The 25957-nt window shown below is 48.5% G+C and carries 24 protein-coding genes and 1 pseudogene; 10 read left to right on the top strand and 15 right to left on the bottom strand.

Annotated elements, in window-relative coordinates; genetic code table 11:
• Positions 1 to 66 precede the first annotated feature (66 nt).
• The 3 genes from Q1A69_RS12680 to Q1A69_RS12670 form a co-directional block, all read right to left on the bottom strand.
• Entirely contained in the window at positions 67 to 1230 is a 1164-nt protein-coding gene (locus Q1A69_RS12680) for a Gfo/Idh/MocA family oxidoreductase (RefSeq protein ID WP_299585836.1), read from the bottom strand.
• 293 nt (positions 1231 to 1523) lie between these two features.
• Positions 1524 to 2783 carry an FAD-dependent oxidoreductase gene (locus Q1A69_RS12675; protein ID WP_299585833.1) on the bottom strand — a complete coding sequence of 420 codons (1260 nt, stop codon included), beginning with the start codon at positions 2781 to 2783 and terminating at the stop codon, positions 1524 to 1526.
• 70 nt (positions 2784 to 2853) lie between these two features.
• The gene (locus Q1A69_RS12670; RefSeq protein WP_299585831.1) at positions 2854 to 3129 is read right to left on the bottom strand and encodes a hypothetical protein; all 276 of its coding nucleotides are present in this window, start codon (positions 3127 to 3129) and stop codon (positions 2854 to 2856) included.
• A 235-nt stretch (positions 3130 to 3364) separates the two neighbouring features.
• Here Q1A69_RS12670 and Q1A69_RS12665 point away from each other — a divergent pair, with 235 nt between their 5' ends.
• Positions 3365 to 3907 carry a lipocalin family protein gene (locus tag Q1A69_RS12665; protein ID WP_299585829.1) on the top strand — a complete coding sequence of 181 codons (543 nt, stop codon included), beginning with the start codon at positions 3365 to 3367 and terminating at the stop codon, positions 3905 to 3907.
• A 179-nt stretch (positions 3908 to 4086) separates the two neighbouring features.
• Here the strand turns inward: Q1A69_RS12665 and Q1A69_RS12660 are convergent, their stop codons facing one another.
• The gene (locus tag Q1A69_RS12660; protein ID WP_299585827.1) at positions 4087 to 4752 is read right to left on the bottom strand and encodes a tRNA-dependent cyclodipeptide synthase; all 666 of its coding nucleotides are present in this window, start codon (positions 4750 to 4752) and stop codon (positions 4087 to 4089) included.
• Positions 4753 to 5363: 611 nt separating this feature from the next.
• Here Q1A69_RS12660 and Q1A69_RS12655 point away from each other — a divergent pair.
• From Q1A69_RS12655 to arsJ, 6 genes are all read left to right on the top strand, one after another.
• Positions 5364 to 7463 (top strand): carboxy terminal-processing peptidase, encoded by a 2100-nt coding sequence (locus Q1A69_RS12655; protein WP_299585825.1) that lies wholly within the window; start codon positions 5364 to 5366, stop codon positions 7461 to 7463.
• Positions 7464 to 7554: 91 nt separating this feature from the next.
• Complete coding sequence (gene xthA, locus Q1A69_RS12650) at positions 7555 to 8370, top strand: exodeoxyribonuclease III (protein WP_299585823.1); 816 nt, start codon at positions 7555 to 7557, stop codon at positions 8368 to 8370.
• A gap of 98 nt (positions 8371 to 8468) precedes the next feature.
• Positions 8469 to 8888, top strand: a complete 420-nt coding sequence (locus Q1A69_RS12645) for an arsenate reductase ArsC (protein WP_299585821.1) — start codon at positions 8469 to 8471, stop codon at positions 8886 to 8888.
• A gap of 19 nt (positions 8889 to 8907) precedes the next feature.
• Positions 8908 to 9252, top strand: a complete 345-nt coding sequence (locus tag Q1A69_RS12640) for a metalloregulator ArsR/SmtB family transcription factor (RefSeq protein WP_299585819.1) — start codon at positions 8908 to 8910, stop codon at positions 9250 to 9252.
• A gap of 106 nt (positions 9253 to 9358) precedes the next feature.
• Positions 9359 to 10366 carry an ArsJ-associated glyceraldehyde-3-phosphate dehydrogenase gene (locus Q1A69_RS12635; protein ID WP_299585817.1) on the top strand — a complete coding sequence of 336 codons (1008 nt, stop codon included), beginning with the start codon at positions 9359 to 9361 and terminating at the stop codon, positions 10364 to 10366.
• Between the two features lie 79 nt (positions 10367 to 10445).
• Positions 10446 to 11690 (top strand): organoarsenical effux MFS transporter ArsJ, encoded by a 1245-nt coding sequence (gene arsJ / locus Q1A69_RS12630; RefSeq protein ID WP_299585815.1) that lies wholly within the window; start codon positions 10446 to 10448, stop codon positions 11688 to 11690.
• 380 nt (positions 11691 to 12070) lie between these two features.
• Here arsJ and Q1A69_RS12625 read toward each other — a convergent pair whose 3' ends face one another.
• From Q1A69_RS12625 to Q1A69_RS12590, 8 genes are all read right to left on the bottom strand, one after another.
• Positions 12071 to 12844 (bottom strand): polysaccharide deacetylase family protein, encoded by a 774-nt coding sequence (locus Q1A69_RS12625; RefSeq protein ID WP_366525580.1) that lies wholly within the window; start codon positions 12842 to 12844, stop codon positions 12071 to 12073.
• Positions 12845 to 12940: 96 nt separating this feature from the next.
• Positions 12941 to 13531 carry a cytochrome b gene (locus Q1A69_RS12620; protein WP_299585811.1) on the bottom strand — a complete coding sequence of 197 codons (591 nt, stop codon included), beginning with the start codon at positions 13529 to 13531 and terminating at the stop codon, positions 12941 to 12943.
• A gap of 140 nt (positions 13532 to 13671) precedes the next feature.
• Positions 13672 to 14334, bottom strand: a complete 663-nt coding sequence (locus tag Q1A69_RS12615; protein ID WP_299585809.1) for a hypothetical protein — start codon at positions 14332 to 14334, stop codon at positions 13672 to 13674.
• Positions 14335 to 14539: 205 nt separating this feature from the next.
• On the bottom strand, positions 14540 to 14965 hold the full coding sequence (locus Q1A69_RS12610) for a hypothetical protein (RefSeq protein ID WP_299585807.1): 426 nt from the start codon (positions 14963 to 14965) through the stop codon (positions 14540 to 14542).
• A 99-nt stretch (positions 14966 to 15064) separates the two neighbouring features.
• Complete coding sequence (locus Q1A69_RS12605; RefSeq protein ID WP_299585805.1) at positions 15065 to 16354, bottom strand: DSD1 family PLP-dependent enzyme; 1290 nt, start codon at positions 16352 to 16354, stop codon at positions 15065 to 15067.
• 81 nt (positions 16355 to 16435) lie between these two features.
• A complete protein-coding gene (locus Q1A69_RS12600; RefSeq protein ID WP_299585803.1) occupies positions 16436 to 17827 on the bottom strand; it encodes a D-arabinono-1,4-lactone oxidase in 1392 nt (463 codons plus the stop codon).
• Positions 17828 to 17833: 6 nt separating this feature from the next.
• Complete coding sequence (locus Q1A69_RS12595; RefSeq protein ID WP_299585801.1) at positions 17834 to 18223, bottom strand: c-type cytochrome; 390 nt, start codon at positions 18221 to 18223, stop codon at positions 17834 to 17836.
• 246 nt (positions 18224 to 18469) lie between these two features.
• Positions 18470 to 18814 (bottom strand): hypothetical protein, encoded by a 345-nt coding sequence (locus Q1A69_RS12590; protein WP_299585799.1) that lies wholly within the window; start codon positions 18812 to 18814, stop codon positions 18470 to 18472.
• Positions 18815 to 19308: 494 nt separating this feature from the next.
• Between Q1A69_RS12590 and Q1A69_RS12585 the strand changes: the two are divergent.
• A pseudogene (locus tag Q1A69_RS12585) lies at positions 19309 to 19425 on the top strand (IS110 family transposase); the annotation flags it as partial.
• A gap of 41 nt (positions 19426 to 19466) precedes the next feature.
• Here the strand turns inward: Q1A69_RS12585 and Q1A69_RS12580 are convergent.
• Positions 19467 to 19850 carry a hypothetical protein gene (locus Q1A69_RS12580; protein WP_299585797.1) on the bottom strand — a complete coding sequence of 128 codons (384 nt, stop codon included), beginning with the start codon at positions 19848 to 19850 and terminating at the stop codon, positions 19467 to 19469.
• A gap of 126 nt (positions 19851 to 19976) precedes the next feature.
• Here Q1A69_RS12580 and Q1A69_RS12575 point away from each other — a divergent pair, with 126 nt between their 5' ends.
• On the top strand, positions 19977 to 20918 hold the full coding sequence (locus Q1A69_RS12575) for an IS110 family transposase (protein ID WP_299585795.1): 942 nt from the start codon (positions 19977 to 19979) through the stop codon (positions 20916 to 20918).
• Positions 20919 to 20956: 38 nt separating this feature from the next.
• Here the strand turns inward: Q1A69_RS12575 and Q1A69_RS12570 are convergent, their stop codons facing one another.
• The gene (locus Q1A69_RS12570) at positions 20957 to 21205 is read right to left on the bottom strand and encodes a hypothetical protein (RefSeq protein ID WP_299585793.1); all 249 of its coding nucleotides are present in this window, start codon (positions 21203 to 21205) and stop codon (positions 20957 to 20959) included.
• Positions 21206 to 21730: 525 nt separating this feature from the next.
• The gene (locus tag Q1A69_RS12565; RefSeq protein ID WP_299585791.1) at positions 21731 to 22576 is read right to left on the bottom strand and encodes a S1/P1 nuclease; all 846 of its coding nucleotides are present in this window, start codon (positions 22574 to 22576) and stop codon (positions 21731 to 21733) included.
• Between the two features lie 235 nt (positions 22577 to 22811).
• Here Q1A69_RS12565 and Q1A69_RS12560 point away from each other — a divergent pair, with 235 nt between their 5' ends.
• Positions 22812 to 25949: a TonB-dependent receptor gene (locus Q1A69_RS12560; protein WP_299585790.1), complete on the top strand. Its 3138-nt coding sequence runs from the start codon at positions 22812 to 22814 to the stop codon at positions 25947 to 25949.
• Positions 25950 to 25957 lie beyond the last annotated feature (8 nt).

The raw sequence follows: 25957 nt of genomic DNA, 5'->3' as shown, positions 1-25957 counted from the left end.
ACTTCCTACATCAGAGTTACCACGTATAAGAGGTGCTTGGTTTATAGAAAAAAGTACGTGTTTCTCTCACTCCCAATAAGGTGCCAACGTTACCCAGGAAGATTGCTGACAACTGCTTTCCAGGGCTCCGCGCACAAATGCCATTGCGCGAACACCTGCATCGATCCCCCCAACACAGTTACCACTCTGTACCGGAAAATCTCTCCGTTGGCTCCGCACCATCTGTGCAAAGTCCCGGTATATGTTGGCAAATGCTTCTATATAGCCCTCTGGGTGGCCCTGCGGAGTTCGACATAGGGCTCGAACCTTTTTATCCAGATATTCGCAATCAACACCAGCTTGAAGAGTGGCCTTCGGTTTTCCCCGGTATTTGATTTGCAACTGGTTTGGAGATTCCTGCTCCCAAAACAGCGATCCCCGCTCACCGTAAATGCTGATATTGAGGTTATTGCTTTCGCCTCCACAAACCTGACTAGCCGTCAAAGTACCGCGCCCCCCCCCTGTCAGTTTGAACAAAGCAGCACCATCATCATCCAGTGCCCGTTCATCGACTACTGACTGCAAATCTGCACAAACCTCAGAAATTCTTTCGCCAGTAACAAATTCCACTAAATAGTGAGCATGGGTACCGATATCGGTAAAGCAGCCACTTTCACCTGAGCGTTTAGGATCTGTCCGCCAGCCCGCCTGCTTACTGCCCTTCGTGTCATCCGCCAGGGCCAGCCAGCCTTGAGGATAGGTGACTGTGACCCGGCGAATGTTCCCAAGCTCCCCTCTGCGAAGAATCTCCTTTGCTTGAACCACCATCGGATAGGCCGCATAAGTATGAGTAAGACCATAGATTCGCTCGCTACGGACAACTTCTTGTTGCAGCGCCAGAGTCTCTTCCAAATTGCCAGCTGCAGGCTTGTCGGAAAGTACATGGAAGCCCGCACGCAAAGCTGCGATAGCGACCGGCAGGTGTAGATCATTCGGGGTGACAACCGCGATAAACTCAACGCGATCATCGACGCTGCGCTTAGCCTCCTCTGAAAACAGCTGCTGGTAACTCTGGTAAACGCGTTCGGGGTCGAGCCCCAGTTTCTCTCCAGTCATTCGCCCTTGCTTTGGGTTACTACTGAAGCAACCCGCCACCAGCTCAATCTCGCCATCCAGTGCAGCCGCCATTCGGTGTATGGCCCCGATAAACGCACCTTCTCCACCACCAACCATGCCCATTCTTATTTTCATACCCACACTACTTTCCATGGGGAGCGCACTATCGCCCGATAGAGGCGAGGCCCCTGACCTTTATTGTTATGGCTTTTATTTCGCCAAGTGCATACGCCCTTCATAGAGGAATACACAACATGGAAGAATCAGCTACAGTGAAATGTAACCGGTTACATTTCTATTTAAAATACAGAAAAAAGCAGCCACTGCAAACTATCAACGCGCAACATGGCGTCATATTCAACCAAGAATAGATTTTTGATGACGAGATGCGGCATTTGGAGACTTCAACCTACGATTTTGAGAGTGTGCTATTCATTGTGATAACCCACCTGCCGGGCAAACTCACCCCATGAATGCCATAACAACTCATCACTCTGCCAGCCATTTTGTATGGTATGTCCACTGCCGGTACCTGCTGGCAGCCCACTATTCGAACCTGGCTGGGGGTGGTGAGGCTTCAATTTGGAGCGCACCCACTCACCGGCATCATCCGCAACGTCCAGAGCCAAACCCCAGTGATTGGGCCAGACCGCCAGGAAATTTTTCAGACCAAAATCATCCAGTTGATAGGGCGTTGGATACTCCAGATGTACCAACGGATCACTATTAGGGCCTGGTGCATCCGTTTTCCAGCCAGCGTATACCGACCACTGGCACCCCTCGGCCCAGGCCGCAAAGCTGGGCATTACACTGGCAAGGCGCTTGAAGGATGCACAAAGCAGATCATTCTCAATTTCTGGAGGAATGCATCTATCCACAACACCCGCTTTAAACTTGGGCACGTCCGGGTTAAGGGTAAGAATCCAGAGGCCTTCCCCCTCCTCCAACGGGTGATGCATCACCATTAAGTCAATTAGGTAAGCAGAAACCTTTGGAATATCGGGGCCTCGGGCCAAAAGCATGTGTAGCGGCCTCACCATCTGAGAATTTTGCACCTGCTCCTCTGCAACACCCAACTGTCGAATTACCTCAGCATTACCCGCACCACAGGCGGAAATCACCAACTCTGGCTTTACTGCGCAAGAGCGACCGTCCATATCCAGAATTACTCGCTCAATATCTGAGCCCGCAAGCTGAAACGATGCCAACCGGCCACGATATATTTGCTGTCTCAAGGGCTCGCTGACACTGAGATAGGCTGCAGCGCCATCAAAAATAAGATCGCCAGGAAATCTGAACCTGCGATTTGGTGGCAAACCATCCGGATCAAAGATCCCTGGCAATTCCACCTCCTCAGAAGGGATAGCCGCTTCAGCCCAGTTACCTTCAACCATCTTTAAGAAGTCCGGAGTCAGCGCTGCATGGAAATCAGTTATTCGACTATTCACACCGCTAGTCGCAAGCTCTTTGTGCCAGCGTTGCGCGGCAGCCCTGTGAATCTCCGCAGCTTGCGGGTTGGCGGCATTCCAGCCAGAGGAGAAGTAACCGTGGAAATGCAGGGATTCAGCATCACCGAACTCGTCATCGACCAGTATCACCGAGTACTCCGGTATCAGCGCCCTCATCAGGGTTGCTCCCTGAATACCACCTCCGAGAATCAGTACATCAACGGGAATTTCCTGTGACATAGCATGGCCTACTTATTGGTTTGGCGAGAAGGCATGGTTTATTGGCAGAGCCATCAAAATGTAACCCAACTTATACTTGCTTGTTGCCACTCTCTTGTTCAAATATTTTCAGCTTTTGGCGGTTTTGAGAGCCGTAACCTCGCGAGAGGATCCACCAAAATGCAAGTACATACGAAAAAAAACCACCCAAGATACAAAGCAGGTACCAAAACCAGTTAGGAAACTCGTAACCCAGCTTATCTAGGGCGGAAAACGGCATGTATATCGGAAGATTGATAACGATCGCTCGCCAGCTAATCGCCCATGCCAATGAGACTACCGTCGATAGTGAAAAATTCTTCCTCATTATAATCTCCCTGATACAAGGCCAAGTAACGGGCGAATAGTTAAGGCTGCCCTTTTTGTCAAAAAAATCTGGCTAAATTCTGAGGGCAAAGCCGGCCATTCTTGAAGTTATTGTGAAGATCTTCCCCAAATCAACAATTGATTAATCCGTTCCAGCTTTCCTCTCGTAAAGAGTTTGCCATCGCACGGTTGGTACGGTGGAAAGTGACTCAATCAAATGACAAGGAAATTAGAACATGAAGGGATTGGTAAAAGGTTTTGGGGTTTTTCTACTGGCTTTTGGGGCTCATTTCTCCTGGGCCGATAGTGAGTCTGAACTTGAAACGGTACCCTATGTGGACGTTTATCAGTATGTTGGTAAGTGGTATGAAATAGCCCGTTTGCCACAAATCTTCCAGCCTGCTTGCACAGCGGTTACGGCAGACTATGGCCTCAACGATGATGGCACACTCAGTGTGTTCAACTTTTGCCGAATCCTACACCCGAAGTACGGTTTTCCAATCAGCGTACAAGGCTCTGCTACCCCCATAGATGAAACGAATAGCAAGCTTGCGGTTTCATTCTTCGATGGCAAAACCAATGGTAACTACTGGGTCTTGGAGTTGGATCCCACGTATCAATGGTCCTTGGTAGGCGACCCCGATCGCAGCAGTCTCTATCTTCTGAGCCGTACCCCTCAACTGGATGAGGCAATTATTGATGAACTGCTGGACCTCGCCGTGGTTAAACATGGCTACAACATCGACCACATCATTATGACTAAACAGCTACCTCTCTAAAGCTGAATGCAGGGGCGGATGCAGCAGCTACTGCATCCGTCACAAACCAATCTAGAATTTACTTTAACTTAAAATAATACATATTTTTCAATAAGTTAAAGGTTTTTTTTGATGTATCGTGTTAGGTTTAGACAGCTTAAATAGTCCACCTTGAGTAGGGGGAATGACGTTACGCGCGATTAAGAAAACTCATCATCATTTTTCACAATCACATAACCACTACGCCTCCCCATAACCTCTTCATCCCCTTCCCTAAATAAGTCATTTAGAAATTTGGGACAGCTGTGATAACAGAAGCATGCGGACTCACTTCCAACTATGTCTGCCGAGTGCAGAATCACTGGTAGCTCGGCTAGAAGATATCGAACAGCCATAAGCATCATATCAATGGTTACTTGGCCTTTCGCTGAGTGGTGCTCCAGTACCCACCGACTAGTTTCTAAACAACCCGCGCGGAAACTTTCATCCGAATTAAACTTCTGTTCCACCTCACAGTAAGTACTTGAATAGGATTCAGACTGTTCCAACCACACCGAATCCACTAACTCACTTTCTATCGATCCAGAAGCCACCACGCGATAGACTTTGTTGTGCAGGTAAGTACATTGACGCCGCGCTCTCTTTTTAGCTTTTCTCTCCTCATATCCAAGTGCCCGCTGAGTATATTCAGCCGCCCCATCCGGAATGAAGAACATCACCCTTTTAAAGTGACTATGTGCCCACTGAGCAAGTCGGGTTATTTGTCCCTCAGAAAAATAACTATTGAAAGGGCTTATACCAATTACAGCCAAATCAGCCATCTCATAAAGTTGTTGAGATCTGGTAGTTGCAAAGTCGACTTTCATACTGATGCTCCTAATTTGTAGTAATCGGAGTTCAGTCGAAGTGGCTTATTGCATCGATCTCGCTTGGTTAGTAACAAAAGCCTATGGAATGAAAACAGCCTGAGAGACTTCGCTTGGCCAATCTCTGATCACTTACCTCATTAGATGTGCAAAAGTGGTCACGACTCCCAAATTCAGTGGGTATCGCTCAGGATCAGACCCCCAATCCATCTATTGGTAGGGATCATTTGCGAGAAAATATGGAAAATCGGCGAATACCTGTCATGTTTATGCTCTCCCCATAACCATTCGATCACTTTTTCCCCTGTGTTAATTTTCATCACATTGCCTGCAAACTAAACGCAGACCTCATAGTCAACATTAGGTTGAGAGCGCCAAAAGCGATGGTGACCAAACATATCTGTCGCCTGAAATTGAGATGAAATGCCGTATAAGGTGGAGATCAGGGAAATATATTTTGCTAAATGTCCCCAAAGCGGGAAAGATCCATCTCTGATTGGAGGTATTTCATGCCCTTCGGAGCTTTCAGCCTTTATACTTGTCCTAAGCTATAGGTCGCCAAGCCATAAAGGCTGGTGGCCTATGAAGTAGGACGTATAAAGAGACTCCCTATGCTTACCAATCGGATCGCCGCACTATTTTCCGGCTTCTTGGTCATTGGCTTGCTTTCCACCACCTCTATGGCTGAGACCGAACCCTTGGTTCCCGAAAAGGATCAGGGCAGTACAGCCAGAGAGATCGTCGGCAAGCTTGAAATGCTGCACTACAACAAAATCAAGGTCGGGGACGAAATGTCTGAAGACCTGTGGGATGAGTACATCGATGCTCTAGACCCCACCAGGAGTTACTTCCTCTCCTCCGACATTAACGAGTTCCGTGAGTGGAAGACCACCATGGATGACCAGTTGCGTGCCGGGGAGGTCAAAGCGGGCTTTGAGATTTACAACCGTTTCCGCCTGCGCATGAGTGATCGCCTGGACAATATCCTCTCCCAGCTGGAGAAAGGCCTACCAGCCTTTGATTTCGAGCGGGACGAGTCTCTGGAGCTGGACCGCGAGGAGAGCCAGTGGCCCTCTTCCATCAGCGCCGCCGATGACTTGTGGCGCAAGCGCCTGAAAAGCAGCGTCCTCAATCTGCGCCTCACCGGTAAGACCGATGAAGAGATACGCGATCTGCTGGAACGACGCTACAAAGGCCAACAAAAGCGTCTGGAGCAGCAAAACAGCAATGACGTATTCGAGCTCTATATGAACTCGCTGACACGCCTCTACGATCCACACAGTAACTACCTGTCCCCCCGCTCCCTGGAAAATTTCAACATGAGCATGTCGTTGTCTCTCGAAGGCATCGGTGCTGTGTTACAGGGGGATGAGGAGTACACCAAGGTTGCCCGCCTAGTGGCCGGTGGTCCAGCTGACCGCACCGGCAAGATCAAGCCCAACGACAAGATCGTGGGCGTGGGTCAGGATCAGAAGGGAGAAATGGTCGACGTCGTCGGCTGGCGTCTCGATGATGTGGTGGATTTAATCCGCGGCAAGGCAGGCACCTTCGTCCGCCTGGAGACTATCCCCACTGGCGGTGACGGTACCCACAAGACCATCCTCATCAAACGCAGTAAAGTTAAGCTGGAGGATCAGGCCGCCAAGAAAGCTGTTTTTGAGTTCTCTGACGGTAAGAAGAGCTACAAGATTGGCGTAATCAATCTACCCACCTTCTATATAGACTTCGATGCCTACCGCCGTCGCGACCCCAACTACAAAAGCACCACCCGCGATGTGGCCAGGCTGCTCAGTGAACTGAAAGAAGAGAAGGTCGACGGCATCATTCTCGATCTGCGTAACAATGGTGGCGGCTCGCTACAAGAGGCCACCATGCTTACCGACCTGTTTATCGACCAGGGTCCGGTAGTACAAATTCGCCATGCGAATGAGCAGATCTCACGGCATAATCGCTCCCGCTCTCGTGCGATGTATCGCGGTCCGCTGATGGTGCTGATCAACCGTTTATCCGCATCTGCTTCAGAGATTTTTGCCGGTGCTATTCAGGACTACAACCGCGGCCTAGTGGTGGGCAACCAATCCTTTGGTAAAGGCACCGTGCAGACCATGGCTCCCCTCAAGGAGGGTCAGCTGAAAATCACCCAGTCCAAGTTCTACCGCGTATCGGGAGACAGCACACAACACGCGGGTGTTAAACCGGATATCCCCATGCCGCAACTGATCAATGCGGAGAGTGTTGGTGAGAGTGCCTACGATACGGCCCTGCCCTGGGATCGTATCCACGCGGTACCCCACGCAAAATACTTCAACTTGAAAACGCTGATCCCGAACCTGATCACCAAGCACAACAAGCGCACGGCATCAGACCCCGACTTCATCTTCCTGCGCGATCAGTTTCAATTTGAGAGCGAACGCGCCGATAGGAAGCACCTATCTCTGAATGAAGTAATGCGTGAGCAGGAACGAGAAAATGTAAATCAGCGCCTGCTTTCCATGGAAAACCGACGCCGCAGTGCCAAAGGCCTGGAACCCTATAAGGATTTCGAGGCTTATGAAGAAAGTGAGTCAGAAGAAGTCGCTACTATCGGCGGCCCGGTAGAGATCAAACTGGAAAAAGATCCAATTTTGAACGAAGCCGGCTATATAATGGCGGACTTTATCGGACTGGCCAACAAAACCAGCAAGGCACCGCCACAAGTCGCCAACTTCTAAATTAGCCGTTCTCCGGGTGCGCGATGCGCGCCCGGTGCACGCACCAACAGTTAGGTCGGGCTTCCCCGACCTTTTTTATTTGGGGGAAGAAATGAAAGTCGTTTCCTTTAACGTCAACAGCATCCGCACTCGCCTGCACCAAATGCAGGCCCTGGTGGATAGCCACCAACCCGATATTATCGGTTTACAGGAAACCAAGGTCACCGATGAGGATTTCCCGGTAGATGCCATCAGGGACCTGGGGTATGAACTGATCTTTTTTGGGCAAAAAACACACTACGGAGTCGCACTCCTATCACGCCTGCCTTTTATTGATCGTGAATATGGCTTCCCTACTGATGACGACAGTGCCCAGCGCCGTATGGTGATGGGGAAGTTTGATATTGGCGGTCCCAAACCACTTACCGTGATCAACGGCTACTTCCCGCAGGGGGAAAGTAGGGAGCATCCGGTGAAGTTCCCAGCAAAAGAAAAGTACTACGCAGACTTGGATACCTATCTGCAAACCACCTGCGAACCCGATGCTCCGGTACTGGTTATTGGCGATATGAACATTTCCCCGAGCGACCAGGATATCGGTATTGGCGAACCCAACCGCAAGCGCTGGCTTCGCGACGGCAAGTGCAGCTTCCTGCCAGAAGAGCGTGAGTGGCTGCAGAAAATTGAGGCCTGGGGCTTGGTGGACACCTTCCGTGCCATGCACCCTGAAACCGATGATGTATTTAGTTGGTTTGACTATCGCAGCAAGGGTTTCGACCGCGACCCTCGGCGCGGACTGCGAATCGACCTCATCATGGCGACCAATCCACTTCTGGAACGCTGTGTCGCCACCGGCGTAGATTACGATATCCGCGCCATGGAGCGCCCCTCAGACCACGCGCCGGTCTGGGCAGAATTTAAGCTCTAATCGTTTGTGAATAACCGGGACCTGTGCCCGGTTTTTTTAATCCTTTGAATATGCGATTTTCCATATATAATGCAGCCAAAGCCGAATGGAGCAGCCCCATGAAAAGGCGCATTCTGTTTGTCTGCTCGGGGAATTCAGCCCGTTCACTCATTGCTGAGGCACTATTGCGCTACTACGGGGGAGCGTTTTTCGAGGTATGCAGTGCCGGCACTGACCCTGCTCCAGTGGATGTTCGAGCTATTAGGGCGCTGCGACGCTGCGGCATCCCAATAAGTGGTCTCTACTCCAAAAGCTTAAAAGAAGTCTCTAATCGGTATTTTGACCTGGTTATTACTTTATGCGACAAGAGCCACAAAGAATATGTGTCCTCCCCTGGGCATGGAAAGTTAGCCTCTTGGGATTTTAAAGATCCAGCCAGTCGCCATTGTTTCAGGCCCTTTTACAAAACAGTATTAGAGCTCAGTACCCGGATCAAGCTATTGGTGTTGATCTACAGCAAAGCCGCAAAAGTGGCATAACTCGAATCTGAGGGAAACCTTGAACCCTGTACAATTTTATAAATGCCTGGCGGACGACACGCGCTTGCGCACACTGCTCTTGATCGTTCATGAGGGTGAGCTTTGTGTGTGCGAGCTAACCGCAGCTATGGATTTGAGCCAGCCAAAGATCTCCAGACACCTGGCCTTACTCCGCGGGGCCGATTTATTACAGGACCGACGTCAGGGTCAGTGGGTTTTCTACCGTATCAACCCTGCATTAGAGGGGTGGGCGAAATCAATTCTTCAGGAAACTTTGCAGGCAAACCGGCACTTTATTGAGGCGGATCTACGCAACCTGATCCAGATGGGCGATAGGCCGCTACGTGCCACACTGTGCTGTTGAGCAACTCAAGACCTCAACGGCCCCGTGGCGATAGGCGCTTTTACAGTAAAAATTTATCTTCATATATGTGTTTTTTCATATATGCGAATTACTCGGGAGAGACAAAATGGCTATCAAAGTCGGAATCAATGGATTTGGTCGAATCGGGCGTCTGGTGCTACGCGCGGCCTGGGACTGGCCAGAAATCGAGTTCGTCCATGTCAACGATCCCGCTGGGGATGCTCCGACACTTGCTCACCTACTGAATTTCGACTCGGTGCATGGGCGCTGGCAGCACAATGCCGAGGCTAGCGGGGACATGATCACTATTGATGGACGACAGGTGCGCTGCAGCCACAACCTGGCCATTGCCGATACGGATTGGAGCGCCTGTGATCTTGTCATCGAAGCCTCGGGAAAGATGAAGACACGTGCCTTGCTGGAGGGGTATCTGAAACAGGGAGTAAAACGTGTACTGGTATCAGCTCCGGTGAAAGAAGCTGGGGTGCCGAATATTGTTCTGGGAGTGAATCAGCATATTTATGACCCGGCAAAACATCGAATTGTTACCGCTGCATCCTGTACGACCAACTGCATTGCTCCAGTGGTTAAGGTGATTCATGAAAAGCTGGGCATCAAGCATGGCTCTATAACCACAATTCACGACATCACCAATACTCAGACGATTCTCGATGCGCCCCATGCAGATCTGCGTCGTGCCAGGGCCTGTGGAGCCAGCTTGATTCCCACGACTACGGGTTCGGCCACCGCCATTACCGCAATTTTCCCAGAGCTGAGCGGCAGACTGAATGGCCACGCCGTGCGGGTTCCGCTAGCCAACGCCTCACTAACCGATTGTGTATTCGAGCTTGAACGTGAGACGACAGTTGAAGAGGTCAACAGGCTGCTTAAAACCGCAGCCGAAGGTGCGCTGAAAAATATTCTCGGCTTTGAGGAGCGCCCTTTGGTTTCCGTGGATTATAAAACCGACCCGCGCTCCAGTATTGTCGATGCCCTCTCCACCATGGTGATTAATGGCACCCAGGTCAAAATTTACACTTGGTATGACAACGAATGGGGCTATGCAAACCGCACCGCGGAACTAGCCCGTATGGTTGGCACCGAGGGTCAATAGATTGAAGATCATTTGATCCCTTGTAAAACTGGCCTGGCTTCCAGGCCAAATTGAGCCCAAGTAGTAAGAGCCCGAATCAATGCCGTTCCTCTCCTCCCTCCCCCCCTCTGTGCGCCAATATTTACTGGTAACTGGAAACTATTGGTCTTTCACCCTCACCGACGGCGCACTGCGTATGCTGGTGTTACTGCATTTTCATACTTTGGGGTATACCCCAATGGAAATCGCCCTGCTTTTTCTGTTCTATGAAATTTTCGGGGTTATTACCAATCTGGTGGGAGGATGGCTGGGAGCACGCGTGGGGCTCAATCACACCATGAATATTGGCCTAACATTGCAGATTACCGCGCTGGCCATGCTCCTGGTTCCTTCGAGTCATCTCAATGTTCCTTGGGTTATGGCCGCTCAGGGGCTCTCCGGCATTGCCAAAGACTTGAACAAAATGAGCGCAAAAAGCTCGATCAAACTGTTGCTGCCTCCCTGTGCCCAGGGGGCGTTATATCGCTGGGTAGCCCTGCTCACTGGCTCTAAGAATGCGCTTAAAGGCATTGGCTTTTTCCTCGGGGGAGCCCTGCTGGCACTGCTGGGCTTTCGCGGGGCAGCATTATTAATGGCAGCGGGTCTCGCACTGGTATTGCTATTAAGTATGAGGTTTCTTCAGCGGGATCTGGGCAGATCCAAGGCTAAATCCCGTTTTAGGGATGTGTTCTCTAAAAGTCGGGCTGTAAATGTCCTTGCCGCGGCAAGACTATTCCTCTTTGCCGCGCGCGATGTATGGTTTGTGATCGCTCTACCCATTTTTCTAGCAAGCCAGTTTCATTGGAGCCACTGGCAGGTAGGTGCCTTCTTGGCCAGCTGGATAATCGGCTATGGGGCTGTGCAAGCCTTTGCACCTAAAATCACTGCAAGTTTCTCCCCTGCAGTTCCAGATGGTCGAACAGCCCTACTCTGGGGTGCCGCTTTGAGCCTGATCCCATTACTGATTGCCCTTGCCCTACACACCGGTACCCACACAGAGATCAGCTTATTAGTGGGCTTACTATTTTTTGCTATCTTATTTGCCGTCAATTCCTCTGTGCATAGCTACCTAATTGTCTCTTATGCCAGAGAAGACGGGGTTTCGATGGATGTGGGCTTTTACTATATGGCCAACGCCATGGGGCGCCTTGCCGGAACTTTGCTATCGGGTTGGATATTTCAAACGGCCGGCCTTCAAGCCTGCCTACTGGCGTCCACTGGCTTGCTACTTCTCACAACCGTAATATCTCTCGCATTACCTAAACACAGTGAAGATAACCGCCCGCTAATCAATGCTGCGAGCTGATTAGAGTGAATCTACGGAACTGGGGGTGAACGGCAACAGGTACAACTCTGTTTCTGCTATTCGTTGAAACTCTCTGGGAGGATCACAGCCTGCCAATAATGCGAGGGAACTGGACCATAAGACCCACGAAAAAACACGAAAACAGCTTTGCATAAATACCACTCGGGAACTGGCTTAAAGCAACCAGTCGGATAACGACTTCGGTGAGCGCCCAAACTGCCCGAGCACAAAGTGTTGGCTGCAGTTATGACCAACTGAAGCTTAGAAAACTGGGAAGTAAACCTCCATGCCAACTTGGCATCAAATTCTACCATTTCAGCGAAGTTAACCCTAACAAAGTGATCTTGATTCAAGCGAGCCAGTAAAGTTGGTATTCAGATTTACCTGGAAAGATCTCCGAAACGTGCACATACATCAATCGCCGGGACAATGTCGAAATCTAATGCTAAAGCCAGCTTTAATACTCTCTCAAGTGCGGACATACGTTCCGGGTTAATGCCCGTTACATGTGCATGGCAGATCAAGGTTATTAATCCATTACCTTTCGCTACCTTCCTGATCACTTGGCACCAGAAATCTGATAATGCTTTTGGGTTGCGTAAACCATTGCTAGCAAGGTTGTAGTGAATGGCATCCACCATGAACCACTGCCAGGAAATACAGATCAAGCCACTTTCCAGCTGCTGGATCTCATCTCCAGAAAATCCTTTCACGTCGCTGGGAATGCTTTTCGGTAGGGAGGTCTCTATACTAGAGTCATAAATGAAACCATCATCAACGAGAATCTGCCGGGTAAATTGCCCTACCTGGCCGCCGGGAGCCCGAAAGCCAAAAGGCTGTATACCGCGTAATTGCAGGGCCTTTAAACCATCATGGATGTACTGGCGAGCTGCACGTTGATCCAAGCTAGAAAAGCCTTCATGAATCCACCCATGCAGGCCAATTTCATGGCCGTCATTATAAATATTCTGAATCAGTTTCCCATAATGCAGAGCACTCCAACCTTCTACAAAAAAGGTCGCGTGTATTTTCAGGCGTTCCAATAGCCGTAATAATTGAGGAAATCCAATAGTGATTTCAGGGGCTTCCCAGTTGGGTACAGCAGATTCCCTAAGAAACACTTTTCTAGCCTCACCGACATTATCAAAGGTCAAGCAGAGAATCCTGGGCCTATGGTTCTTAGTAAGCAACGCCATAACAGGACCATTGTAATTATTGGTAAGTTGACGGCCTCAAAAAAAGCCTGCGTTTCACTTGTTACCGGTAGTCATTCTAACCAGTGTTCGATCTTTCTTTATAAAGTGATGATAAAGAGCCGCCAGGGCATGCCCGAGAATAAGCAACCAAACAAGCCATTCTCCCAGAACTTCCTTATGTATAAAATCGATAGGTTCTTCAAATTGCTTAAAGGTCATCCCCATTGTATTCTGCATAATATTCGTAAAAAATGACGTATCTGCAAACTGAGGGATTTCAAAAAGAAAAAAATATTCAGTATTCACCCCAGTCCCCAGATATCCGGTTAGTGGTGACAATATCATGACGACATACAGCAGAAAATGGCCTGTATGGGTGGCAATGTGCTCTAACCTTGAGCCTGGCTCCAATCTGGGGGTGGGGTTCGTGAGACGCCAGAATATTCGCAACAGCACAAGCGCTCCAATCGTTACGCCAATAGACAAGTGAAGCTGTAGGGCAATCCAGTTTTCCGGCGTCTCTTCTTGTGTAAACCATTGGCGGTAATAGACACTGATATAAGATCCCAGGAATAATAATGCGACACTCCAATGCAGCCACTTGGCAATAGAGCCATAGTCGTACGAATTGTTCCTAATACCCATTAGTCGCCTTCTCTAGAAGTTTAAAGCCTTATAAATGACAAACCTTGAAGGCGGACAAGCACCATAGATAAAACCACATGAAGCCCCCTCATATATAGTTAATGGGCAGATTTCAAATTCCCAATAGACCACACAAAGAATCACGATCGCTCTTTAATTTGAAAGGATTTGGCAACACCTACAAAAAAGAACAATACTCCCACCGCCTGCACCAAATGATAAAAACTATTATGACCAAGCACCCAAACATAAACAATTTCCTCTTCAGCACTCAGCTGAAAAATCCCGGAAATTACGGAAACAATGGCACCCAGAACCATATACCAGGAGCCTCTCAGCTTATTAGCCAATCCCAGCCAGGAATAACCAATGATAACAGGAATCATTATAAGAATCTGGCAAGTAACAAACACAACAAAGCCATTGACTCTAGTCGCCGCTACCCAAAAAAATATCAAGCTCGCCAGACAAATATAGGGCAACCCTTTTTTTGACAAACTCTCACCTAAAAGATCATTCATAACTGCGACGACAAAAGATGCCAGAAAAGCGCCCAACAGGAACAAAAGTATATACCATAAGAAAACTTCGATGTTTTCAGGAATCTGCAGCCCATGTATCAAGCCAGCCAAAAAGGAAACAACAACTAACAAACCATAGAAAAAAATCCAGGAATTTCTTTTCCATCGTGGTTGAAGCTCAGGACGACATAAATAAATCAGGATTATCACTGCAGCTATAGTAAGGATAAAATCCGTTATAGCCGACATCTGCTGAGCGGGAACATCTGTAAGTTTAATCACCAGATTCAGGCCCCTTACCCCCAAGGTTCTATTTGGACGGGTAATATTGTAGTGCGTTGATATAAATGATAAGGAATCTTAACAGGGGGCAGCCTACCCATCAGGCTTGAGGGTGTTCAGCAGCCACTTAAAACCACACAACCCCAAAAGTCCACCTATAAGAATTCAATTGCGGCAGATAATACCTCTGCCGCTGAAGCCCTCACTACAACCAATACCAAAGAGCCGCTAACAGGTTAATCATCATCATTGCAAAGTCCATCACAAAAATAAACCTCATAACGCCCCTTACTTTCCAAGCTCCACCACCACTGCGATTCTTAAGTGCAACAGGCAAGTTATAAATAAACTGCGAGCCATGTGTAACCGAAAAAGTAAAAAGCAGAACAGCTCTTTGTATATCACTAGAGAAAGAGGCGTGGTTAATTAGCAGTAAAATGTTGAGCAACGCCAGAGAAAAGTTAAACCCTCCTAGAAACTTGCCCGATTCAGCCAATATACCAAAGACGGGGGTATCCCTTTGCTCTCTGGGGACTAGCAATTTGGCAAATACCCTACCGCGCAATGAGAACACATTAAATCCCATTAAGAACCAAATACAATTTAACACCAGGATTGCTTCAAAGATCACACCAGCCTCCAATAATTATTCTTGTGAACACTTATATTTCTTATGTGGCCAAATATACGATGGCGCTTTACGCCTTAAATTACATAATCCGCCATTGATTCAGGTGTTGCTGAACACCGGCCAGCGCTCCACGATTTCGCCCTGGTCATACACAGCAATATCCCCGAACTGAAGAAAGACTGATTCACTCTGAGTAGGGCGAAAGAAAACCCAGTCATCTTCTGCAAGAGTAACTTTACTGGACGCATTCAACATTTCCTGATTAGTGGAGCGCCCATAGATTGGATTAATCGAGAGACCTTTTGGGGATTCTGGTCGAGCCTTCCAATACCCACCAGAGACGAAGTATGTTTGGGCTCGATTGGGGTTCAGCCAACGCATGACTGTAGTCATCCCCTCCAAACCGGGAATCTGCGTATGGGGAAGCTTCTTTAAAACTGGGCTTGCAATGAATGCTGCTGCTACATGATCTTCTAGGGTAGGAATATCAAAGTCTAGGGGCTTAACCAAGCATGATCCTGCCGCTAGTTCATTACAGGGAGCCCTGCCAGCTCGACCTTTATACAACTGGTAAGTAGGGCTACCGGCCCCATTCAATGTCGGGTTCTCGGGAAAATGCTCCCCCAACAACTGCCGGGCTTGCGCTAATCGCTGCGAGTATATGTCGAGACCGCGATCAATCGCCTTCTCTGGCCCCCCCAGAATTCCCGGCATTTTAGCCGCATGGGCGTCATACCCCATAAAGCCTGACAGCTGAAGCTGGGATTCTCCCTGAATAATATTGAGCATTTTAGTAAGGCTTTGCGCATCACCTATTCCGCCTCTGTGTAATCCTACATCCAATTCGATGTTGATACGCAGCCTTTGCCCCAGGCCATTGGCCAGCTCTGCGTACTGCTGCAAGCGGCGCGGGCTGTCAATAAGCCACTGAAGTTGAGATGCGGGATCAAAACCACTTGAAGGTAAGCTCTTGTAAAAGCTCTCAGCAGCGGCGATCGGGAAAGGCTTACCTAAGAGGATATCCGCCTCGGGTTGTGATTGTGCCAACTGCTGCAAGAAAGGCAGGTGAAACACCATAATTCGCTGGGTGCCAGTTTGTTTGGCTACAGTCTCTAGCAAGCCCAGGGCAGGAAGGGACTTGGCTACGATACGGTAATCGTAATGCCCCTGTAAGTGCCGCGAAAGTACCCCAGCATTGGCCTTTAGTCGCCTTAAATCGACTACCATCGTGGGGCCCGATATTCCCGCCGAATGCAATGCCCTGGAGACGCCCGCAAAATAATCATCATGCCCCCCCTGCCCCATGGGCTCGGGCCTTAATAGTGGCAGTGACGCTGCAGCAGCCAAGGCTGTGCCACCCAGTATAAATTTTCGCCGCCCTCTATCCACAGTGCTCCCCTCTAGTCCCACCAAGTATTTGCCGAATAGCCATCCAACTGCTCAAAGGTACCGCGGCTCGCCGCATAAAGATCAGCCAGTGAGCTTTTTCAGGTAGGGGTTCAAGAACTTCCCCATCGGGTCGAGTGAACGCCTAACCTCTAGATAGTCCTGCCAGCGGGGATAGAGTTTTGCGAAATCCATTTTGCCCAACGTATTGAGCTTGCCCCAGTGTGGTCTGCCACCATACTTACGCATAATCGGTTCCAATGCCTGAAACAGGGGCTGATAATCTTCCTCAAAATAGCGGTGCACCGCGATTGAAACAGAGTCCTGCTGGTAGAAAGGACTCAACCAAATATCGTCCCCCTTTACAAAACGAACTTCGATCGGGAAGAACACGTTTAGGTTGTTCTCTTCGATGGCTCGTCGTAACTCTGCAAAAGCGGCCAGCCCCGCTTCCCGAGGCAGGTGATATTCCATTTCATTAAAGCGTACATTGCGTTCACTGGCATAGTTTCGCCAGGAGGACTCCACAACCACTTCCTTTTCGATATCCTCTATAGCGGATTTCAAGGCAAATTGTCGAAGTTTCGGGGACCAGCCGAGCCAATCTCGCACTGTTTTAAGGGTCATTACCGCTTCGTTGGTATCTTCCCGCTCGGTTGAAAAAATCTCTTCATCCGTCAGTTGATGGGAGTCCGCCATGCACATACTGGAAAATGGAATGTAGTAGAACTCAAAATTTCGGTTCGAATCAGCCAAAGATTCTGCCTGCTCAAGCACCTCTTGTAGAGGTGCCACCCAGGACTCTCTGCGAAGTCGATAGCTTGGCTGATTTTGCATACGTACCTTGGTCATCAGCCCCAGGCTCCCGAGGGAAACCTTTGCCGCAGAGAATACTTCAGAGTTTTGTTGCATATCACACCAAAGTGTATCGCCACCCGCTGTCACCAACTCTAGGCCAGTCACATAACTAGACATACAACCCAGACCGGCCCCTGTTCCATGAGTGGCCGTCGCTAAACAACCGCCCAGAGTCTGCTCGTCGATGTCCGGTTGGTTAATTAACGCTTGCCCAATATCCTCTAGTGGTTGCCCTAGGTCTGCGATACGAGTGCCAGCGTAAATCGTGGCCTCGGCTGTTTCTTTACTGTGATCCAGCACTCCGCTAATACGCCCAAGCGAGATGATCGTGTCATCCGTGGGTACTAGAGGCGTAAAGGAGTGCCCAGCACCTACGGCTCTAATAGTGCCTTTGGAGTCGGCTACGCGTTGTTGTAATTCAGCTATTGTTTTTGGCGCGAGGCGCTCACTGGGCAAACACACTTGAGAACCGGACCAGTTGCGCCAATGGATACCCTTGCGTTTTATTGGCTCGGCGGCTTGTACCAGAGTACGGGCAATAGACGAAACTGGGGCTGCGGCGAGAGCGGTGGAACCTGCAGCGATAGTGGCAATAAAACGACGACGTGACTGATGCATAATCCCCTACTCCGCAGTGGCCATAAAGGCAATCAACTGTTCAAACTGTTCAGGTGAACACTCAAAGCAAAGTCCCAGAGGCGGCATCCCCTGAAAGCCATTGATTGCGTTATCTACCAGCACATCCATCCCCTTATCCAGACGTGGCTCCCAGGTTGCAATATCCCCAGTTAAAGGCGCGGCACTGGCACCAGTACTGTGACAACTACGACAGGTACGTCCATAAATTTCAGCAATTTCAGGATCTGTAGGGGTTAATGAAAGGGCTCGCTGAGTCAAAGCCAAGCGATTTTCGGCACTCTCTTCAGGGAGGTCCGAGCACCCACTTATCATCACGGCAAAAAACAAGGGGGCACAGAGGAGCCTTACGCTCCGGCGAGGTCTTACCGGTTCCATGTATGTACACCTACTACATTATTGTTAATATTTCTCAGGTGCTTAAACCTGAGGTTGGCGCTGTGTACTTAAACTTTAAGTATTGTTAAACAGGCTGGCAGTTAAGACAACCAGCGGAACCAACCAGTCTATTTGTAATCCTGTTTATCAACTTTTTGGGTACCAGTTAACAGAGACTAAACAGATATTTTTTATTAGTATTGATTTTATCTAATATAAATTTCTCAGCGGGTTCCTATTAAATATCTAACGTTCAGTGTTGTTAGATATCGTTGATGGGTTGGATAAACCCTCTTCTGTTCGTAAGTAGGTGATATCCCCGACCCATTTCTGACTCGGCGCTTCAGCATTGAAGTTCTGCTCGAGCAGATTTAGAGCCACTGGCAGGCCATGTTTTGAGTAGATTGTGGCTTTATATCTCTTAGCTGCTTTGGCTCGCAGGCCCTGTCGACGCATACTGGCAGTAATTGTTTTTTGTTTATATTTATTACCTTCACTGGTCAACTCCTTCGTCAGGCGAGGGGCGCCACTACCTTCTTTACTGGCTATAAAGCGCTGCTGGAGCTTGGATTGGCCGACCGATCTTGACACCCGGTTGCAAAGCCCTCTGCGAGATCTGCTCAACACCTCAGCCACCGCTTTGATGTGAACTCTTGCCTGTGCTTTTGTATGAAGGCGTACCGCATTTCAGGCTCTTTGCAAAGTAATCAGCGGTCTTTTTTAAGGTCGTCAGTACTAGGGCATCTTTTCTATATTTCTCAGAGTATTTTTTACGAGCAGTTTTGGTTGATTTACTTGGTCTTATCATAGAGCACCTCTGCTGCGTGGTTTATCGCTTTAGAGAGTGTCCGTCGTTGGTGGATAGGATCAGATCGTGTCATAGGGCACCTCTGCTGCGTAGTTTATCGCTTAAGAGAGTGTCCGTCTTTTGTGGGTAGGATCAAATCTCCCCAATGAATCCTGATAGCGGCAGATTCCAAAGCAAGCTATTATTCGTGGTGGGCGGCATCGCGTACGCACAGTTCTGTTTTTTTCATCATGTAGGCTTACAACATCATCTCAAATTAAAGCCGATGTGTAAGCGATTAGTCGACGCTGGTAAACCTAAAAAAGTCGCTCTCATTACCTGCATGAGAATGCAACTTAGCATCCTGAATATTATGATGAAAAAAAACACCTACTGGAATGAAAATATGGCTTAAAGCTTGATGGGTAACTATAGTCACCTGCTATAGGTTAAGATTCATAAAAATTCAACCTTGCGTGCTCCCGCTGCATACGCCATTTCACCTAGACACCGCTGCTCAACCTCAGATAGGCCGCCCTCAGACATTTCTTTAGCTTCTAAATGCAGTATCGGCTTAGGTTTGAATAAACCGGTAGCCCCAATTTCTTTGAGGCCACCTTTAAGGCATTCGACTGCGAGAAGAAATGTACCAACCAATAGGCGAGTTGTTGTGTATGGCTGTATTGGTTTCACGACAACGTTTTGGGTGTCCGGGCGACCAAGGGGCAATTGCTGCGGCTTGTATGGTTGTTCTTGACCGATTCTGATGTTGAAAATCATTTTCGTTAACGGGTAAATTGAGACCCACCTTCGGCGGCCACCGAAGGCCTTGTTTGTCACAGTTCGTTGCTGCGCCGGTTTATAAAGACCGTTAACAAGTAGGAACGTGACAGACACTCACTAGGCATAACTCGAATAGTCATGTGGGCCTCGAGCCCGAATAGCAAGGCGGAGATAGCTTATCTTATGGAACCTCAAGAGATCAATGTCGGTATCGATACCAGCAGTAAACAACTCGATATTTATGTGAGACCTACTGGCCAGTTTTTTAGTGTTGCCAATGATAAAAATGGCATTAAGGATGCCATTAAACAACTACAACCTCTTAAACCTCAAAGAGTATTAATAGAGTCTACGGGAAGACTCGAGTTACAGTTTGTTTGCGCCGCCGACAAAGCAGGATTACCTATTGTTGTTTGCAATCCTTCGCAGATAAGAAGCTTCGCTAAATCCGCAGGTCGCCTCGCCAAAACTGACAAGCTAGATGCAATGGATATTGCACATTTTGGTGAGGCCATGAAACCAAGGCTGTCGACGCTAAAAACAGAAAAACTTAGGGAGATCAGTGACTTACTTACTGTAAGAAGCCAGTACTTAGAGATGAGCACAATGCAAAAAAATCGGCTTCAGCGGATGCCTAAATCAGTACACAAACCTATCCAGACCATTTTAAGCACCATTAAAAAAGAGTTACAAAGTATCGACAAAAAACTGGATAAACTTGTTAACAGTGTGTCTGAGTGGCGGCAAAGGCGCGACCTATTGTTGAGCGCTAAAGGAGTCGGAAATGTATTGGCTTATACGCTGATGAGTGAACTTCCTGAGCTCGGAAAATTGAACCGTAAAGAAATCGCTGCACTTGTAGGTGTCGCCCCAATGAACCGTGATAGCGGCAGCTTCCAGGGAAAGAGATATATTCGAGGCGGAAGGCATCGTGTACGTACGGTTCTATTTGTTTCCATCATGTCGGCCATACAACATCATCCCAAACTAAAGCCAATGTATAAGCGATTAGTCGACGCTGGCAAACCTAAAAAAATCGCTCTGATTGCCTGCATGAGAAAGCAGATTACGATCCTGAATACGATGGTAAAAAATAACACCTACTGGGATGAAAGTATGGCTTAACAACTTGACGAACAACCATAGTCACTTGTTATGAATTTTTAAATGCATACTGTACAAATGAGTTGATATAAATCCTCTCGATTTGGCATGCTTGATTTTGGAGAAGACTTAATCGCCTTATCAATCTCATATAAAAAACCTTTACCTGGAGGGAAGGCTCCAGTTTCAAGGCCGTCAGCGATGATGCTTAACCATTTTTCCTGCTGTTCAGCTTGCATGTAATAGGAGGCGAACTTCGCCATTGCCTGATAGCAGTCTACGTCACTGGGCCAATCCATAACTTTCACTAATACTCATAACAGTTAATTCAAAAGAGGCGTCTTTACATCATTCTTCTATATATTTCTGTCCCACCTAGCCAAGCCGACCTCAAAAATCGTCCAATATCAACGGTTAGAGTCAATGGCATGATATTCTATAAATAGATATACAGCAGCTGCTCTATATCTACATGATTTTTCTGCTTTTGATAATATTGGCAATCCCTTAAAAGTCAGTGGATTAGCTCATTTTCACTAGAAATAGAAGAAGCCTTTTTTGAATTCTGATATTGAAAGCAGTACAAAACAATAAAAACTGTATATTAAAACAGTTCAGGGACAATTGCATGGACGACATTCACCACAGACTACCAAATATCCTGAGCATTTTATGGCCATCTTTCGACATAAAATCCGAAAACAATGACTACCGCACCAATTCAAGGGCTTTGCTGATGCCTGTGGTACGGGTTGAGCTCCCATAAATAGCTCGGATATAACAAGTAAGGCCTCCAAGGACTAATATGATTACCAGGGGCACTGGAGAGGTCATTAGCAACTTCCTGGCTTACATTCGTTATCCGCTAGATTAAGCCCTCTTTTTCGCAAAGCTTTATTCAAGACGGCTGCGAGGCGGACGCCACCTTGTTGTAAGCGTATTTCCACAGAGTCCTGACTGCGAAGGAAATACTTTTCCCCCAGTTGAATTTCATTGGTATAAGCCAGGTTGTGAGCAATCTGGTGGGACTCCCGCGCCCACTCTTCCACTGTAGTGGACTGCCATAGTTGACGTTCTCCTGGGCGGATTATTTCCGTTTGCCGCTGGGCATAGTCCTGCCAATCAGCCACTACACGAGAGACGAGCTGGATATCCCAAAGGGCATGTAGATTTGTTTCTTCACCAAAAAACTGAACCTGTACATCATTACCTCCCCGGTCTGAATAAAGGCCAGTATGAAGTGGCTGATGCAGGTCGCCAACAAAATGTGCAACAAACATTAAAGCCTCTGCCCGCGCGCTTTCCGGGCGGCTGCGATCCGCGAGAACTGCGGCAAACTGTTGGATGGCATTGAGGATACATCCCGCTGGTGGGCAATCTCGCGCGGCCTCATAGCTACGCCACCCGCGAGAAAGGTTGATATAGTGCATGGGCGCAGCCCAGTCATATTGCGCATTTGAGCGAATGCGATCTGCCCAGGTTGCCGACTCGGCCAAGTGAGGTTCCCCCACCTCTTCAAGAAGAAGTCCCACTTCTTTTGCTACGTCAGGACTTAAGTAGTGCCAGGCGATTTCACCGATTACTCGATGACCATCATCGCCCCAGGCATAGGCCTTAAGTACACTGAAGCATCCTATCAGAACAAAAATCAACCGAATGATTGCTTGCGACTTATTCATTTCAGCCACCTGTTATAGAAATTTAACCACTAACTCTAGTGAGAATTTGTGACAAATCACCTTTCATAAACTCCTTGGGTGTATCGCTCAAAAAATGTAACAAATCGTTCATCAACTCTTCAATTTCATCTGCTAAAAAGCACTCTGACCGAGATTTGGGAAAGTGTCTCGGAAACTAATACCACCAGTACTCTCAAAGTTACGTTGTTGGCTTTTTTAAGACCAGGACCAAGCTATGAAACCATCTCTATTTCCACGCGTGTGGTTATCTGCTGCTATTCTCTCATCGATTAGTGCGACCCCGGTTTCCCTCGCTCAGGAAACGGCCGCCGCCATTCGCGGTGCCATTACCGGTAGTTCTGGCGAAGTTATCCATGCAGCGCAAATTACGGTGGTACATACGCCCTCCAACAGTCGGCGGGTAACAGAAGTTGGAGAGTCCGGTCAATTCAACCTGAGCGGCTTACGTGCCGGCGGGCCCTACACCGTCATCATAGAATCCGATCAAGGGGATCGTACCTTTGAAGATATCTACCTCTCTTTGGGTGATAGCCTGCCTCTAATAGTATCTCTGGATACCGCCAATATTGAAGAGGTCAATGTTCTCGGTCGAGCTATCAATACCTCCCGCCAAGCAATGGGCCCGGCATCACATTTCAATAGCGATGACCTTGCGAGCGCCCCCGCCATCAACCGCGATATCAAGGATTTGTTGCGCTTGGACCCGCGAATTTATATCGATGAAGCCAATTACGATTCCATCCAATGTGCGGGAGCCAACCCTCGCTTCAATAGCCTGACTGTTGACGGCGTGCGTATGAATGACAACTTTGGTTTGAATAGTAACGGCTATCCAACTGAACGTATGCCATTCTCCTATGACGCTATCGATCAGGTAGCCGTCGAGCTGGCACCATTTGACGTACAGTATGGTGGCTTCAGCGCCTGTAATATCAATGCAGTGACCAAGTCCGGCAGCAATGAGTGGCACGGTTCTTTTTTCTATGATTATACCGATGATGCTTTTCGCGGGGACTCGCTAGAAGGAGAGGACATCAACGTAGCCAAGTTTGATGAAAAGCGTTACAACGCAACCCTTGGCGGCGCCATTATCGAGGATAAGCTTTTCTTTTTTGCAGCCTATGAGAAACTCGATGGTATCGCTACTTTTGACCGGGGCCCAGTTGGTAGCAATGCCGCTACTGAAGTCCAGGGCGTATCCCAGGCTCAATTGGACGAAATTGTACGAATTTCCAACGAGGTCTACGGTTACAATCCGGGCAGCTTACCCAACAGCCTTCCGGAAGAAGATGAGAAACTGCTAGTCAAGTTCGACTGGAATATTTCTGAAAACCATCGCGCCGCATTTACTTACAACTACAACGATGGTTTTTCTATTGCCGAGGCCGATGGCGATCCCGATGAGCTGGAACTGTCCAATCATTACTATGAGCGCGGGGCAGAGCTGAACTCCTACGTCGTGCAGTTATTTTCAGACTGGAGTGACATCTTCTCTACTGAAATAAAGATTGGTTATTCCGAGCTGGATAACCATCAGATTTCGCTGGAAGGGACTGATTTTGGTGAAGTGCAAATCAGCACTTCCTACGATCACGACAACGATGGCAGTGACACAGGTGCTACTGTTTATCTCGGTGCAGATGACTCCCGTCACGCCAACAAGTTGAGCTACGATAACCTGACCTTTAAACTCGCGGGCAAACTGCTTTTGGGTGAGCACAACCTAACTGCCGGCTACGAGCACGAAAATTTCGATATTTACAATCTGTTTATTCAGGAAGCCGCTGGTGAATATCGCTTTAGTAGTATTGAAAATTTTGAGCAAGGCGTTGCCGACTTAATTATTTATGAGAATGCTATTGGTACCAACAATATCTTGGATGCCGCCGCTGAATTTGCATACGATATCGACACTCTCTACGTGCAGGATGAGTACACTTTTGCCGACGTCGACCTCACCGTCGTCGCCGGCCTACGCTACGATCGTTACAGCAGCGATGACGAGCCTGTAGCCAATACAGATTTTACAGCAGCTTATAACTTCTCCAATCAGCACACCATAGACGGTCTCGGCCTACTGCAACCCCGACTGGGCTTGAACTGGAATGTCGATGATAACCTTGAGCTGCACGGTGGGGTTGGCCTCTACTCAGGTGGCAATCCGAATGTGTGGATTTCCAACAATTACTCCAATAACGGCGTTATACAAATTGAAGCCACTGATACCAGCGGCACTCCTTTGTTTGATATGGATTGGACTGGTAACGGCACTCCAATTTTCGACGTACCACAGTCCCTCTACAATCAAGTTGCTAGTGGAGACGGCTCTTTAGGTGGCGTAAACATGATGGACCCAGACTTTGAGGTTCCATCCGTTTGGAAATATGCACTTGGGGGGAGCTATGAGTTTGAATCTGGTTATCTAGTCACTGTAGACTATCTCTACAGCGACTATAAAGATGCAGCCATAATTCAAGACCTATCTTTAGAGCAGGCTAGTGCCGCAGCCGATGGCCGCCCGGTTTACGCCAACGCTAATGGCCGCAGGGGGGACTACATGCTCACCAATGTTAAGGGTGATTCCGGTTACTCCAGTGTTATCTCATTGGGGCTCAGTAAGTCTTTCGACTTCGGTCTGGATGTAGCGGTGGGATACGCCTATACCGATGCTAAAGACGTGAACCCCATGACCAGTTCAGTGGCCTATTCTAACTACACCACTATCGCCACGGTAGACGCTCAAGACCCAGGTACGGCGACTTCCAACTACGTGGTGCCACACCGTTTTACACTGAAGTTGGACTATGCCCGCGAGTTTCTAGCTGGGTATAAAACTCGCTTTACGCTCTTCGGTAGTGCAAATGAAGGCGTTCCCTATTCCTACACCTTCTCCAATTATATCTTTGGTGATGGGGGACGAGGGCGTGGCCTGCTCTATGTTCCGACAGATTTAGACGATGCCAATGTTGTCTTTGGGGAAGACTTCGATACCGACGCATTTTTCGCATGGATCGATTCTGAAGACCTAGATAGCGGCACTATGGAGCGCAACTCCCTCAGCAGCAATTGGTGGACCAAATTCGACCTGCGTGTTGACCAGGAGCTACCAGGCTGGCGCGCCGACGACAGACTCAATGCTTTCTTTGTCATCGAGAACCTTGGCAACCTGCTAAACGACGATTGGGGAGTAATGTACGAGGGTGCCTTCCCACGCTTCCAGGCTGCTGTAGATGCGAACATTGATGAGCAGGGCCGATTTGTATTTAACGAATTCAACGATCCAGCTGGTCAAACCCGCTTTACAGCGGCTTCCCTTTGGAGCGCCCGTATGGGAATACGCTACGAATTCTAAGTACAAAA

The organism is uncultured Microbulbifer sp., assembly GCF_947498635.1.
Taxonomy (GTDB): Bacteria; Pseudomonadota; Gammaproteobacteria; order Pseudomonadales; family Cellvibrionaceae; genus Microbulbifer; species Microbulbifer echini.
This window is presented reverse-complemented; position numbering and strand designations above follow the sequence as displayed.